This window comes from Staphylococcus sp. HMSC055C03, from assembly GCF_001809385.1.
GTDB lineage: Bacteria > Bacillota > Bacilli > Staphylococcales > Staphylococcaceae > Staphylococcus > Staphylococcus simulans.
Genome location: NZ_KV797514.1, coordinates 271,560 through 286,435 on the forward strand (window position 1 = coordinate 271,560; position 14,876 = coordinate 286,435).

Genomic DNA, 14,876 nt, shown 5'->3' on the forward strand with positions numbered 1-14,876 from the left:
TTTTATATCAGCTTATACATCTTGGATTGCGAATGTTAATTCACAGCTACATGCCAATTGACCATCAACAGTTGCTTTCGCAGCGCCTTTACCAATTGGTCCACGCATTTTAGTAATTTCAACTTCTAACTGTAATGTATCACCAGGTACAACTTGTCTTTTGAAACGACATTTATCAATACCAGCGAATAATGCGATTTTACCTTTGTTTTGTTCACTGTTTAAAATCGCAACTGCACCAGTTTGTGCTAATGCTTCAGTAATCAACACGCCTGGCATAACCGCGTATTCTGGGAAATGACCTTGGAAAAATGGTTCATTACCTGATACTTGTTTAATAGCCACACAACGTTGACCTTCTTCATACTCAACAACTTTATCAATTAATAAAAAAGGTTGGCGGTGTGGGATAATGTTTTTAATTTGGTTATAGTCAAAAATTGTTTCCATGTTACTAGCCTCCAAAAATTTGCTTGAAATGATACCAAGTCTGGTATTCAAATATATTAAGCGGATTTTGATGATTCAATATAAAACCGATACACATACCGATGAAAAACATCAAAAGCATCATAAGCATAACGATGAGTATGTGAAAACCAATCGGTAATTTTATCACCTTAAAGTAAAAGCGTTTAATCATCTTAATCCCCTACTTACTTATTTATTAACACGCTCAATATCAGCACCTAAAGCTTTAAGTTTACCGTTAAAGTTTACGTAACCTCTATCTAAGTGTTGTAATTCTGAAACTTCAGTAGTACCTTCAGCCACTAAACCGGCTAAAATCAATGCTGCTGCAGCGCGTAAATCAGTTGCTTTCACTTGTGCGCCTTGTAAATGACTTTTACCTGTAATTTTGGCATTGCGTCCTTCAACCGTAATTTGAGCATTCATTCGTTTGAATTCAGCAACATGCATAAAGCGATTTTCAAAGACAGTTTCTGTAATGACTTTATGTCCTTCAGCTGTTAACAATAACGCCATCATTTGTGATTGCATATCTGTAGGGAATCCTGGGTGTGGTAATGTTTTGATATCCACTGGTTGCAATTCACCTTCTGCAGATACTCGGATACCTTTATCTTCATATGATAAGTTGACACCCATTTCTTCTAGTTTATACAACAAGCTTGTTAAATGTTCTTTAATTGCACCTTTAACTAAAACATCGCCTCTTGTAATAGCGCCTGCTACAAGTAATGTACCTGCTTCAATACGATCTGGGATAATCGCATGTTCTACACCATGTAACGCTTCGACACCATGAATCGTAATTGTATCTGTTCCTGCACCAGTTACATTACCGCCCATTTCGTTGATGTAGTTTGCTAGGTCAACGATTTCTGGTTCACGTGCAACATTCTCGATAACAGATTTACCTTTTGCTAATGAAGCTGCCATGATGATATTTTGTGTAGCACCTACACTTGGGAAATCTAAGTGAATCTCTGCACCTGTTAAACCATTTGCAGTTTCAGCAAAGACAAAGCCGTTTTCTAAATGAATTTTGGCACCTAGTGCTTCAAATCCTTTGATATGTTGTTCAATCGGTCTGCTTCCGATAGAGCAACCGCCTGGTAAAGCTACTTTTGCATGACCTAAACGTGCAAGCAATGGACCCATGACTAAAATACTCGCACGCATTTTACTGACATATTCATAAGGTGCTTCTGAATTCAATTGTTTCGTCGCATCAACTGTCACGCTGTTATCCTCTTTATGATACTCAATTTCAGCATTAAGCGTTGAAAGTACATTATTAATCGTTTCAACATCGCTTAACTCAGGCACATTATGTAATGTACTCGCTCCCTTTGAAGCTAACAATGATGCAGTTAAAATTGGCAATACTGCATTTTTTGCTCCCTCAACTTGTACTTCTCCTACTAGACGATTTCCGCCTTTAATAATCATTCTATCTCTATTCATTACTACTCCTCCACTTTTTAACTCCTGAACATCTTCAATTTAAAAATTTCTCATCTCTTCTATTACCTATTATTATATATGGAAAAACATTTGAATTACACTCAAACGATTAGCGGCCAAGATATTTAAGTTGCGTTGAAAATTGCAATAAATCTATGATGAAATTACTAACTCCTGTCCCGATTAAAATCGCAAGAAATATAATCAACACTTGTACTTGGACAGGATAACCCTTTTTAAAGAATTGATCCAACCTAATCGCATTCAATGCCCAATATGCGACACAGATACAAAGCACATGCATAATCAAATGCGCAATCGCAAATTGCCCTAAATATTCCATGATCTTTGTCGTCTCCTCAATTGTTTACTGTCTCATATTGTACATGAAAATAAAGTAAAATCATACATTCTTACTTAGAAATTCAAAATCCTAATATCTGTTCACTCATATGTTTACCCTAAAATTTGACATTAAAAAATAGGATATACCTCAAAGTGAGATATATCCTATACTTTATGGTTGTTATTATTTCATTTCCGAAACTTTAATGCGGTTTTCCGCACGTTCTAAAGCTCGTTCTGCTCTGTTAATGTCAGTATCTTCGTCATTGTTATTCAAATGTGATTCTGCTCTTTCTTTAGCCGATTTAGCACGTCTGATATCAATATCTTCAGCTTTTTCTGCTGTCTGTACAATAATTGATGTGCTTTCATGTCTGATTTCAACGAAACCATCACTGACCGCAATGAAATCAATCCCATCTGTATAATTTACTTTAACATAACCTGTTTTAATTGCTGTAACAGTTGGTAAATGGCCGGCCATTACACCAATGTCGCCTCCAACTGTCTGCAGAATCGCAATTTCAACATCATCTTGGTTATAAACAGAACCATTAGGAGTAACAATATTAACGTTCATTGTGTTCATTAAACTTTACCTCCTAATATTATACTTCAACACCCATGTCTTTAGCTTTTTCTAATACATCGTCCATGCTGCCGACTAAACGGAATGCATCTTCAGGGATGTGGTCGTATTTACCTTCAAGAATGTCCTTGAAGTCTTCAACTGTACGCTTAACAGGTACGTATGAACCTTTTTGACCAGTGAATTGTTCTGCAACGTGGAAGTTTTGAGATAAGAAGAATTGAATACGTCTTGCGCGTTCAACTGTGCTCTTATCTTCATCAGATAATTCATCCATACCTAAGATTGCGATGATATCTTGTAATTCTCTGTATTTTTGTAATGTTGATTGTACACGACGAGCAACATCATAGTGTTCTTGACCAACGATGCTTGGTTCAAGCGCACGTGAAGTTGACGCTAATGGGTCAACGGCTGGGTAGATACCCATTTCTGTTAATTTACGCTCTAAGTTAGTCGTTGAGTCTAAGTGAGCGAAAGCTGTTGCTGGCGCTGGGTCAGTATAGTCATCGGCAGGTACGAATACCGCTTGGATAGATGTGATAGAACCTTTCATTGTAGAAGTGATACGTTCTTGTAATTGACCCATTTCTGTTGCCAATGTTGGTTGGTAACCAACGGCTGATGGCATACGGCCAAGCAATGCTGATACCTCAGAACCTGCTTGTGTGAAGCGGAAAATGTTATCGATGAATAAAAGAACGTCTTGTCCTTTAACATCACGGAAGTATTCAGCCATTGTTAAACCTGATAAAGCTACACGCATACGTGCACCAGGTGGTTCGTTCATTTGTCCGAATACCATCGCTGTTTTCTTGATAACACCACTGTCGCTCATTTCGAAGTACAAGTCGTTACCTTCACGTGTACGTTCACCAACACCTGCGAATACTGAAATACCGCCGTGTTCTTGAGCGATGTTATTAATTAATTCTTGGATTAATACAGTTTTACCTACTCCGGCACCACCGAATAAACCAACTTTACCACCTTTGATATATGGTGCTAATAAGTCTACTACTTTGATACCAGTTTCAAGTAGTTCAACTTTTGTTGATAATTCATCAAATTTAGGTGGTTGTCTATGAATTGGTTCACGTGGAACTGATTCAGAAATCGGTCCATCATTATCGATTGGATCACCTAAAACGTTAAATACTCTTCCTAACGTATCTTCACCGACAGGTACACTGATTGGACGACCAGTGTCTTTAACGTCGTCACCACGTTTAATTCCGTCTGTAGAGTCCATGGCGATAGTTCTAACTACGTCGTCGCCTAATTCAAGTGCTACTTCTAATGTAAGAGATTCAGTCGTGCCATCTTTCTTAGGTACATCTAGCACTAATGCGTTATTAATCTTAGGCAGTTCATCATGATTGAATCTTACGTCAATAACTGGACCCATGATTTGTGTTACGCGGCCTACACCCATTCTTTTTTCCTCCTTTAATATACTATTCAAGAGCTGTTGCGCCACCGACAATCTCAGTAATTTGTTGTGTGATTGCTGCTTGACGTGCTCGGTTATATTCTAATGATAAATCGTCAATAAGGTCGCTCGCATTATCAGAAGCATTCTTCATGGCAGTCATTCTAGATGCGTGCTCGCTGGCTTTCGCATTCAGAATTGAGCCGTAAATTAAGCTTTCTACATATTGCGGCAAAATAATATTTAAAATTGATTCTTTATCTGGTTCGAATTCATATGAAGACATTTGTCCATGTCCTGAACTTGTATCTTCTTCTGCTAATGGTAATACTCTTCTTGCAGTTGGCGTATTTTCAAGAACGTTGACGAATTTGTTGTAGTAAATTTCCAACTCATCAATATCACCGTTGCTATATAAATCGATTGCTTTCTTCGTTACAGAAGAAATATCTTTGTATGACGGTTGATCTGGAACATCCGGCAATGCAAAGTCTACTTCATAGTCTCTGTTTTTGAAGAAATCAATACCTACTTTACCAAGAACGAGTAATTTATAATCGCTCTGACTTTCACCACGCGCTTCGATATCTTGTACCACTTTCTTCAAGATATTTGCGTTATATGCACCAGCTAATCCACGATCACTTGAAATAACTAAGTAACCACGTTTTTTAACCGGACGTTTCTTCAGCATCGGATGATTAGAAGTCGTTTGGCCTGCAACTGCTGTAATCGCATTTTGCATTTTTTCCATATAAGGTTTGAACTGGTTCGTGTTACGTTGCGCTCTGTTGAGCTTAGAACTCGCTACCATGTTCATCGCTTTGGTAATTTGATTCATTTTTTTCGTCGACTTGATTCTTGAATCAATATCCTTTAGAGATCCCATTATTTCACCACCTTATTTATACTTCGCTTCATCTTACTCTTCAGAAATACTGAAACTGCGTTTGAAGTTTTCAATTGCGCTGTTCATTTTTTCTTTGTCAGGTAAAGTACCTTTTGTTTTGATTTCATCTAAGATTTCTGGCGCATTGTTTTTAGTCCAGCTGATGATTTCTGCTTCAAAACGTTGAACGTCTTGAACTGGGATATCATCTAAGAAGCCATTAACTAATGCGTAGATGATTAATACTTCGTTTTGAACTGGTAATGGTTCACCTTGTCCTTGTTTAAGAACTTCAACTGTACGTTTACCACGTTCTAATTTTCTTGCTGTGAATTCATCTAAGTCTGAACCGAATTGCGCGAATGATTCTAACTCACGGTATGAAGCTAAGTCTAAACGTAAAGTACCCGCAACTTTTTTCATTGCTTTAATTTGCGCTGAACCACCTACACGAGATACTGAGAATCCGGCGTTAATCGCTGGACGTACCCCTGAGAAGAACAAGTCTGATTCTAAGAAGATTTGTCCATCAGTGATTGAGATTACGTTTGTTGGAACATAAGCAGAGATATCTCCGGCTTGTGTTTCAATGATAGGTAATGCAGTAATTGAACCGCCACCTAATTCATCGTTCAATTTAGCTGCACGTTCTAATAATCTACTATGTAGATAGAAAACGTCACCTGGGTATGCTTCACGACCTGGTGGTCTGCGAAGTAATAATGAAAGTTCACGGTAAGCTGCTGCTTGTTTAGTTAAATCATCATAAACGATTAACACTTGTTTACCGTCGAACATGAATTCTTCACCCATTGCTACACCTGCATATGGCGCAATGTATAATAATGGAGCTGGGTCAGCTGCTGATGCAGTTACAACGATTGTGTAATCTAAAGCACCATGCTGTCTTAATTTTTCTACAGTCGCACGTACTGTTGATTCTTTTTGACCAATTGCTACATAGATACAAATCATGTCTTGATCCGCTTGGTTCAAGATTGTATCGATTGCAATTGTTGTTTTACCAGTTTGACGGTCACCTATGATTAACTCACGTTGACCACGACCGATTGGTACTAATGCGTCAATCGCTTTGATACCTGTTTGTAATGGTTCGTCAACTGATTTTCTTGCCATAACGCCTGTTGCTTTTTCTTCAACTGGGCGTGTTTTATTTGTTTCAATTGGACCTTGTCCATCAAGTGGTTGACCTAATGGATTCACGACACGACCGATTAATTCTTCACCTACAGGCACCTCCATGATACGTCCTGTACGTTTAACTTCGTCGCCTTCTTTAATGTCAGTGTATGGTCCTAAAATTACAATACCGACGTTAGATTCTTCTAAGTTTTGAGCTAGTCCAAGCACACCATTATGGAATTCTACTAACTCACCAGCCATAACGTCGTTTAATCCGTGAACTAATGCAATACCGTCACCAATCTGAATTACTGTACCAACATCAGTAACAGACATCTCTGACTCATAATTTTCAATTTGTGAGCGAAGTAATGCACTAATCTCTTCAGCTTTTATGGCCATCTATGTCACTCCTCTATAATTATTATTTCGTTCTAGTAAATCTTCTCTCTAAGTTAATAAGATCATTTTGAATACTGCCGTCATATACTTTAGTTCCTACAGTTGTTCTCAAACCGCCGATGAGTTCTGGATTGATTTCATTTGTAAGAATGACTCTTTCAAGTCCTGTACGTTGAATTAAAGACTCCCCTACTTTGTCCAGTTCTTCTGGAGAAAGCTCATATACAGACTCAACCGTTGCAAAGTCTTGATTATAGTGTTGATTGTATAAACCTTGGAATGCTCTGAATACTTCAGAGATAATCGCAAGATTACGATTTTCAGCTAAGACATATAACATGTTTTTTAAGTATTCATTGATATCTTGGAATGTTGCATCAACAAAAGCTTTGCGGTTTTGTGCAATATTCTTTGGATCTTCATCGAAAGATTTTAATTTCTCTTTATAAGGAATTACTGCTTCATCAATAACAGCAAATTCATCGTACATTAAATCTAAAACATCTTTATCGAGTGACGTTTCATACAGTGCTTGGGCATATTTTTTAGCAACATCTGCCATTATTTATCCCCTACCTCTTTAATGTACTTGTCGATCAAGTCTTTTTGATCTTGTTCTGAGATATCTTTTTGTAAAATTTTAGATGCAATCAGAACTGATAGTTTAGAAACTTCATCGTTGATTTCAGAGATTGCACGTTCTTTTTGGCTGTTGATTTCACTTTGTGCAGTTTCAATCATGCCGTTTGCACGGACGTTAGCTTCATGAATGATTTGTTCATGTTGGTCACGCGCTTGAACTTTTGCTTCTTCTAAGATTTTTTGAACCTCTTCTTGAGTTTCTCTTAGTGTTTGTCTATTTCGTTCTTCTAATTTTTGAGCATTAATTTTAGCTTGTTCTGCATCATCGATATCTTTGTTGATATCGCGTTCACGTTTATCCATGACTTGTTTCAATGGACCCCATGCGAACTTTTTAAGCAATGCTAAAAGGATTAAGAAAGTAATTAATGTTACTAATGCTGAACCCCATTCAACACCGCCGCCTGCAGCACCTAAAACTAATGTGTTTGTAGTCGCAGTCACAGTACTTGGACACTCCTTTCATTCAAAGTCCTCTATTGGCTCTTACGATAGTTGTTTACGAAAGAAATGGCGAGAGTCGATGTGAGACTTCGCCGTTAGTATCGATGTATAAATTACATGAATAAAACGATGAATGTGATAACAAGGCCAAGGATAGGTAATGCCTCAACTAAACCGATACCGATGAACATGATTGACATTAATTGTCCACGTGCTTCTGGTTGACGTGCTACACCTTCAACTGTTCTAGATACAATAAGACCGTTACCAATACCTGCACCAAGTGCTGATAAACCAATTGCGATTGCCGCTGCGATTAAATTCATATTAAAAAATCCTCCTAAATATTTTTATAAAATTTTAATGTGGAAAAACTAGTGGTCGTCCGCAACTTTGTGGGACATGTATACCATGGATAACATGATAAAGATATACGCTTGGATCGTACCGATGAAAATCGAGAATGCTTGCCAAGCAATTAAGCCTGGAATACCGATAATCCAACCCCAAGCTGCATGGCCTATGATTAAAGTAGATAATAAGCCGATTAAAATTTCACCAGCGTAAATATTACCGTATAAACGTAGACCGAGCGTCAATGTATTTGTAAATTCTTCAAATATATTGACAGGTGTTAACGCTAAGAAAGGCTGAGCATAATTTTTAAAGTAACCTTTCGCTCCGCGCAACTTGATACCGTAGTAATGTGTCAACAGAATCATTAACATTGCCAACGTCAGAGTAACTGTGGCATCAGCTGTCGGAGATTTCCACCATAGCGTATGGTCGATGACTATCGCAAATGGCAGTCCTAACATGTTACCGATAAAGATAAACATAATTAATGTTACTGCCAAGAAGTGGAATTGACCGCCATGTCTCCATGCAAGGTTACTCTCGATGATGCCTCTAACAAAGTCAAAGACCCATTCGATGAAGTTCTGTTTGCCAGTCGGTCGTTTCTGTAAGTTACGTGTACAAGCTATGGCTATTGCTAAAACAATAATTGCTGTAATAATTACCATTAAAATACTAGCCAAGTTGAATTTGATATCTAAACCAAATAGCTCCCATGTAACTACAGGGCTTTTATGTTGCATATAATACTCACCTCTTTCATTCGTTGATTTGTATTACATTTTGTGAAGAAATGGTCGAAAAATGATTAATAAGTATGAAATCATTAAACCAATCATTACACCAATAATATTCACTTGGTTTTTGAAATAAACCCAGATAATACAAGCAGCAAGTGCCACTAAAAAGCGCCATATCCCACCTGTAGATATCTGAGACGTTTCTTGTTTCTGCGCCTGAGATAAATATAATTCAAAGATGTATGTATTGATCAAGGAACCAAATGAACCGATGATAAGACCAATAATGAAAGGCTTTGGTATAAAAATTGCTATTACAACCAAGGCTAACAACCAATAAATGTAATATTGAAGATATTGCTTAAAAATTAAGTTGAACTGTTTCATTTATTGTGCCTCATTTCACATGGAGATACGAATCATTTGTAAACCATTTCATCCATACATTTTTAATCATAATATAGCAATGGAACGCGTGTCAATTACATTCAAAACATGCAATTCTTATGAGTGATTTTTGTCACAAATTAGACACATTTTTAACAAATCATTCATAATTGTCTTTATTTTCATTAAAATCTACAGGTTTTTCGCTTGTCAGATTAAAATAATACTTAATATTGTCACAAATGCGTTTCGAAGCTTTACCATCACCATAAGGATTGGCAGTTTCACTCATTTGCTGATAAAGTGCTTGATCCGTTAATAATAATTCAGCTTCTCGATACACATCTTCTTCATCCGTACCAGTCAATTTCAAGGTACCCGCTTCTACACCTTCAGGTCGTTCTGTTGTATCTCTTAATACTAAAACTGGTTTGCCTAAAGATGGTGCTTCTTCTTGAATACCGCCTGAATCTGTCAGTATCAAATAAGACTGATGGGCAAAGTTATGAAAATCTACGACATCTAAAGGTTCTATCAATTCTATACGATCATTATCACTGAGATACTGTTGTGCAATTTCACGTACTTTAGGATTCTTATGCATAGGATAAACCAACACCACATCTTCATGAGCTTCCACTAATCTTCGTGCTGCACTGAAAATATGTGCCATGGGTTCACCTAAATTTTCTCTACGATGCGCTGTCAATAAAATAACGCGCTTGTCTTTATGACGTTTCATCACTTCTGAATGATAATCCTTTTGAATTGTAGTATTCATAGCATCAATGGCAGTGTTGCCTGTAATTACAACTTTAGCGCTAGGTATATTCTCTTTTAATAGATTCGCCTTCGCTTGTTTTGTCGGCGCAAAATGAATATCTGATAAACAGCTGATCATTTGGCGATTCATCTCTTCAGGATAAGGCGAATACTTATTCCAAGTTCTTAATCCAGCTTCTACATGACCTATAGCGACTTGATTGTAAAATGCTGCTAAACCGCTGGCAAATGCAGTCATCGTATCACCGTGGACTAATATCATATCTGGTTTCTCTTGTTGAATAATAGCTTCCAATCCTTTTAAAACTCTAGAAGTAATATCTGATAACGTTTGCCCTGCCTTCATAATATCTAAATCATAATCTGGTTGAATATCAAACGTTTCTAGTACAGCATCAAGCATTTCTCTATGTTGAGCCGTAACGACAACCACAGGTTCTAGCGCTTCTTCATGTTTTAATTGATTGACTAATGGCGCCATTTTGATTGCTTCAGGTCGCGTGCCGAAGATTGTCATTATTTTCTTCAAGTCAATGCCTCCTATACAGAGAAAGAGTATGCAATGTTATGGCATCACAGATTGAACTTTCTGTTCATCTACGCTAAACAATTTGCATACTCTTATATCTATTTATCTCTTATTTCCATTTAAAGCATGCACATAGGTTAATATGTGTGACTGCTGAACACTTCTTATTTTGTACCGAATAAACGGTCTCCAGCATCACCTAAACCTGGGATGATATATGCTTTATCATTCAATTTTTCATCAAGTGCTGCAATATAAATATCAACATCCGGGTGCGCTTCTTGAAGTAATTCCACACCTTCAGGCGCAGCAATCAAGCACATGAAACGAATATGTTTCGCACCACGATTTTTCAATGAGTTGATAGCTTCAATTGCTGAAGCACCTGTTGCTAACATTGGATCTACGACAATAATTTGTCTTTCCTCAATATCTTGAGGCAATTTAACAAAGTATTCGACTGCTTCCAATGTTTTTGGGTCACGATATAAACCGACATGACCGACACGCGCTGCAGGGATTAAGCTTAAGACACCTTGTGTCATACCTAAACCAGCTCTAAGAATCGGTACAAACGCTAGTTTTTTACCAGATAATCTTTTCGCTACCGTTTTAGTCACGGGTGTTTCGATTTCAACATCTTGAAGTTCCAAATCTCTTGTCACTTCATATGCCATTAACATACCGACTTCGTCTACTAACTCTCTGAACTCTTTTGTTCCAGTGTGGACGTCACGGATGTAACTTAATTTATGTTGAATTAACGGATGATCAAATACATGTACTTTTCCCATAAAGGAATAGCCTCCTAGTTCTCTTATTTATATAGTGGATGTTTTGAAGTCAAAGCTTGTACGCGTTCAGAAGCTTCTTTTAACTTCGCTTCATCTTTAGGATTTTGAACAACTAGGCTGATGATTTTACCTACTTCTTCAAAGTCTTTTTCATCGAATCCACGTGTTGTTGCAGCTGGTGTACCTAAACGTAAACCGCTTGTTACGAATGGTTTTTCTTGGTCAAATGGAATTGTGTTTTTGTTACAAGTAATGCCCACTTCATCTAATGCTTCTTCCGCTTCTTTACCTGTAATACCAAATGAACCTTTAACATCAACCGCTACTAAGTGGTTTTCTGTACCACCAGAAACCACTCTGAAGCCTTCATTGATTAACGTATCAGCTAATGCTTTCGCATTTTTGATGACTTGTTCTTGATAAACTTTGAACTCAGGTTGCAATGCTTCACCGAATGCTACTGCTTTTGCCGCAATAACATGTTCTAATGGTCCACCTTGAATACCTGGGAAAATTGTTTTATCAATTTGTTTCGCATATTCTTTTTTAGTAAGAATCATACCGCCACGAGGGCCTCTTAAAGTTTTATGCGTTGTAGTAGTCACAAAATCAGCATAGTCTACTGGGTTTTGATGTAAACCTGCAGCTACTAAACCAGCGATATGTGCCATGTCTACCATTAATTTAGCACCGACTTCATCAGCAATTTCTTTGAATTTCTTGAAGTCGATTTCTCTTGGGTAAGCTGATGCTCCCGCAACGATTAATTTAGGTTTGTTTTCTTTCGCAAGACGACGTACCTCTTCGTAATCGATGCGTTCTGTTTCTTTATCTACACCGTATTCGACAAAGTTATAAAATTGTCCGCTGAAGTTGACTTTAGCACCATGTGTCAAGTGACCGCCATGGCTTAAGTTCATACCTAATACAGTGTCACCGTAATCCAATGCAACTAAATAAACTGCCATATTTGCTTGTGAACCTGAATGTGGTTGTACGTTAACGTGTTCTGCACCAAATAACTCTTTCGCACGTTCAATCGCTAATGTTTCTGTTACATCTACAAATTGGCAGCCGCCATAATAACGGCGTCCTGGGTAACCTTCAGCATACTTGTTAGTCAATACTGAACCTTGTGCTTCCATTACTGCTTCTGACACAAAGTTTTCTGATGCGATTAATTCAATGTTGTTATTCTGACGATTGTATTCGTTTTGAATAGCTTCAAATACTGCTTTGTCTTCCTTTTCGATAAATGACATGACATCATTCCCCCAATTCATTTAGTTATAAAGTATAGTGAGCACGTTCGCCGCCGATTAGCTTAGGTCTAGAAGTCGCAAGTGTCACGACCGCATCCCCGACACGCTTCACTGAAGTACGTACAGGTACTGCAACATGTTTGATATGCATGCCAATCATTGTTTGACCGATATCAATACCGCAATCAGCAGTGATATGTTCAACAACCATCGGATTGTCTAAGTGACGATAAGCATATGTCGACATACTGCCGCCAGCATGCGTTGCGGGCACAACTGTAACTTCTTCCATTGTAAGTGGATTGAAATGTTCTCTTTCGATAGTAATTGCCCTATTGATATGCTCGCAACCTTGGAATGCAAAAGTGACACCTGTCTCTTTACGGATTTCCATCAAAGCATCAAAGATTTCTTGTGCTACTTCCATTGAACCGACTGAGCCGATTCGCTCACCGATAACCTCAGATGTTGAACAACCAATAACACAAATTTCTCCGGGTTTGAAGAAATCTTGTTCTTTTAACTCATTAAGCAATAACTTCAAATTTTCCATTTAATTCCACCCCTTTGTAAACTCATCTCAAGCGAAAACAGAAAAGTTCTCGCTTATGTAAAGCAAACGATGCTATATAGTTGCTATTATAACGCATTTAAAGCTCAACTCATACTAATTATTAACATCTTTTTCCAATCTTAACTTCACTTCGTTCAATAAGTAATTCAGTTCATTATAAATCTGTTGGTATTGATTGAGGTCTCCGCCATAGGGATCTGAAACTTCACCTTTTTGGCCTGCAAACTCATAAAGCGTATATACCGGTAATGGTTGCGCATACATCATTTCAAGTTGTTGCTTATGCCCCTCAATCATTGTCAAAATCAAGTCTGCATCTAAATCACTTTCAGACAACTGACAAGCCTTTGTCGGCGAATCTAAATTTTTTTCTTCTAAAATGGATTGTGTATGTGCAGCTGCAGTTTGACCATTCATCGCAAATAAACCTCTTGAATAAAAGGTATGTTCAGGCATTAATGATTTCGCAATACTTTCAGCCATTGGACTGCGACATGTATTTCCTGTACAAACAAAGATTATTTTCACAGTTGATCCGCTCCTATTTGTTGATTACCTGTTGCTTTTTCTAAACGATTTAAGAAAGCTGTACTTTCATCTGTAGGTTCAAAACGATAAATATAACCTTGTTCAATGGATTCATCCGTATCAAGCTCGTGCAGAATTTGATATAGCATATGATTTGCGGATTTTAAATCAGTGACATCTTTTGCAAGTTCGCGATAAATAGCATCTTTCGGCAAGTAGGCCTGCAATGTCGCAGGTACCGCAAACAATGTATGCGACCAATCTTTATCCTCTGAAATAGCTTGTGTTAAACTTGTCAGCATCGCTACAGGTGTTTGTGGTGAATAATGTTTATACTTCATACCTGGTGCGATTGGTTTTTCTGTATTTAATTGTGCATCGTGGTCTACAGAACCTGGCAATACAGAGTCAATCATTTCTTCTGTTATCGCACCTGGTCTTGCAATTCTATAAGGATATTGTGTGCAGTCAAGTACTGTACTTTCTAAACCTTCTTCACTTTGATCACCATTTACTATTCCTTCTACCCGTCCGTCCATATCATTAAAGACATGTGAGAAAGTTGTAGGTGAAGGTCTGCCGCTAATATTAGCACTCGGTGCAGCAATCGGCAGATTTGTATATTTCAAAATAGCACGACCAATAGGATGACTCGGCATTCTCACTGCGATAGAGTCAAGACCTCCTGAGACACGTTCACATAAGTAACCTGGTTTCAACGGTAAGATAAAAGAAATCGACCCTGGCCAAAACGCATCCATTAATTGTTCCACTTCTTTTGAATAAGAAGCCACAAAATCATTCAATTGGCTTTTATCATGAATATGAATGATTAAAGGATTATCAGATGGACGTCCTTTCGCTTCATAGATACGACGTACGGCTTGATCATCACATGCGTTAGCTCCTAATCCATAAACTGTCTCTGTCGGAATTGCGACTAAACCGCCCGCATGATAGATGTCACTGATTTCATTTAAAGCACGTTGACCTTGTTCTGTCTGTAATTGGTTACGTAAATCCCATGTTTTTGTCATCATTTTCTGCTGCACGTCCTTTCAATTTAATTGTAAAACAAAATAAGAAGTTATGCGAGAACAGGGA

General features: G+C 37.7%; 19 protein-coding genes. All 19 read right to left on the reverse strand.

Annotation, left to right across the window (positions count from 1 at the left end; all coding sequences use genetic code 11):
• Positions 1–12: 12 nt before the first annotated feature.
• The 19 genes from fabZ to HMPREF2603_RS11825 all read right to left on the reverse strand — a co-directional run bounded on the left by fabZ (position 13) and on the right by HMPREF2603_RS11825 (position 14,812).
• Positions 13–450 carry a 3-hydroxyacyl-ACP dehydratase FabZ gene (fabZ, locus tag HMPREF2603_RS11735; protein ID WP_060804047.1) on the reverse strand — a complete coding sequence of 146 codons (438 nt, stop codon included), beginning with the start codon at positions 448–450 and terminating at the stop codon, positions 13–15.
• 4 nt (positions 451–454) lie between these two features.
• On the reverse strand, positions 455–643 hold the full coding sequence (locus HMPREF2603_RS13855) for a DNA-directed RNA polymerase subunit beta (RefSeq protein ID WP_002481779.1): 189 nt from the start codon (positions 641–643) through the stop codon (positions 455–457).
• 17 nt (positions 644–660) lie between these two features.
• A complete protein-coding gene (gene murA, locus HMPREF2603_RS11745) occupies positions 661–1,932 on the reverse strand; it encodes a UDP-N-acetylglucosamine 1-carboxyvinyltransferase (RefSeq protein ID WP_002481780.1) in 1,272 nt (423 codons plus the stop codon).
• A gap of 109 nt (positions 1,933–2,041) precedes the next feature.
• The gene (locus tag HMPREF2603_RS11750; protein WP_002481781.1) at positions 2,042–2,275 is read right to left on the reverse strand and encodes a DUF1146 family protein; all 234 of its coding nucleotides are present in this window, start codon (positions 2,273–2,275) and stop codon (positions 2,042–2,044) included.
• A gap of 186 nt (positions 2,276–2,461) precedes the next feature.
• Complete coding sequence (locus HMPREF2603_RS11755) at positions 2,462–2,866, reverse strand: F0F1 ATP synthase subunit epsilon (protein ID WP_002481782.1); 405 nt, start codon at positions 2,864–2,866, stop codon at positions 2,462–2,464.
• A gap of 19 nt (positions 2,867–2,885) precedes the next feature.
• Positions 2,886–4,301: a F0F1 ATP synthase subunit beta gene (atpD, locus tag HMPREF2603_RS11760; RefSeq protein WP_002481783.1), complete on the reverse strand. Its 1,416-nt coding sequence runs from the start codon at positions 4,299–4,301 to the stop codon at positions 2,886–2,888.
• A gap of 22 nt (positions 4,302–4,323) precedes the next feature.
• Entirely contained in the window at positions 4,324–5,187 is an 864-nt protein-coding gene (atpG, locus tag HMPREF2603_RS11765) for an ATP synthase F1 subunit gamma (protein ID WP_002481784.1), read from the reverse strand.
• A gap of 33 nt (positions 5,188–5,220) precedes the next feature.
• Complete coding sequence (gene atpA, locus HMPREF2603_RS11770; RefSeq protein WP_002481785.1) at positions 5,221–6,732, reverse strand: F0F1 ATP synthase subunit alpha; 1,512 nt, start codon at positions 6,730–6,732, stop codon at positions 5,221–5,223.
• Positions 6,733–6,754: 22 nt separating this feature from the next.
• Positions 6,755–7,294: a F0F1 ATP synthase subunit delta gene (locus HMPREF2603_RS11775; protein ID WP_060804045.1), complete on the reverse strand. Its 540-nt coding sequence runs from the start codon at positions 7,292–7,294 to the stop codon at positions 6,755–6,757.
• Entirely contained in the window at positions 7,294–7,818 is a 525-nt protein-coding gene (locus tag HMPREF2603_RS11780; protein ID WP_002481787.1) for a F0F1 ATP synthase subunit B, read from the reverse strand. The genes HMPREF2603_RS11775 and HMPREF2603_RS11780 overlap by 1 nt, the downstream gene beginning before the upstream one ends.
• 113 nt (positions 7,819–7,931) lie before the next feature.
• Positions 7,932–8,144 carry a F0F1 ATP synthase subunit C gene (atpE, locus tag HMPREF2603_RS11785; RefSeq protein WP_002481788.1) on the reverse strand — a complete coding sequence of 71 codons (213 nt, stop codon included), beginning with the start codon at positions 8,142–8,144 and terminating at the stop codon, positions 7,932–7,934.
• A gap of 48 nt (positions 8,145–8,192) precedes the next feature.
• Positions 8,193–8,918, reverse strand: coding sequence for a F0F1 ATP synthase subunit A (gene atpB, locus HMPREF2603_RS11790; RefSeq protein ID WP_002481789.1), 726 nt, complete (start codon positions 8,916–8,918; stop codon positions 8,193–8,195).
• Positions 8,919–8,951: 33 nt separating this feature from the next.
• Positions 8,952–9,302, reverse strand: coding sequence for an ATP synthase subunit I (locus HMPREF2603_RS11795; RefSeq protein ID WP_002481790.1), 351 nt, complete (start codon positions 9,300–9,302; stop codon positions 8,952–8,954).
• A gap of 160 nt (positions 9,303–9,462) precedes the next feature.
• On the reverse strand, positions 9,463–10,614 hold the full coding sequence (gene wecB, locus HMPREF2603_RS11800; RefSeq protein ID WP_060804044.1) for a non-hydrolyzing UDP-N-acetylglucosamine 2-epimerase: 1,152 nt from the start codon (positions 10,612–10,614) through the stop codon (positions 9,463–9,465).
• 164 nt (positions 10,615–10,778) lie between these two features.
• Positions 10,779–11,408 (reverse strand): uracil phosphoribosyltransferase, encoded by a 630-nt coding sequence (upp, locus tag HMPREF2603_RS11805; RefSeq protein WP_060804043.1) that lies wholly within the window; start codon positions 11,406–11,408, stop codon positions 10,779–10,781.
• Positions 11,409–11,431: 23 nt separating this feature from the next.
• Complete coding sequence (glyA, locus tag HMPREF2603_RS11810; protein WP_002481793.1) at positions 11,432–12,670, reverse strand: serine hydroxymethyltransferase; 1,239 nt, start codon at positions 12,668–12,670, stop codon at positions 11,432–11,434.
• A 25-nt stretch (positions 12,671–12,695) separates the two neighbouring features.
• On the reverse strand, positions 12,696–13,223 hold the full coding sequence (locus HMPREF2603_RS11815; RefSeq protein WP_023016114.1) for a TIGR01440 family protein: 528 nt from the start codon (positions 13,221–13,223) through the stop codon (positions 12,696–12,698).
• A gap of 114 nt (positions 13,224–13,337) precedes the next feature.
• Complete coding sequence (locus HMPREF2603_RS11820; protein ID WP_060804042.1) at positions 13,338–13,772, reverse strand: low molecular weight protein arginine phosphatase; 435 nt, start codon at positions 13,770–13,772, stop codon at positions 13,338–13,340.
• A complete protein-coding gene (locus tag HMPREF2603_RS11825) occupies positions 13,769–14,812 on the reverse strand; it encodes an L-threonylcarbamoyladenylate synthase (protein ID WP_060804041.1) in 1,044 nt (347 codons plus the stop codon). The genes HMPREF2603_RS11820 and HMPREF2603_RS11825 overlap by 4 nt, the downstream gene beginning before the upstream one ends.
• Between the last annotated feature and the right edge of the window lie 64 nt (positions 14,813–14,876).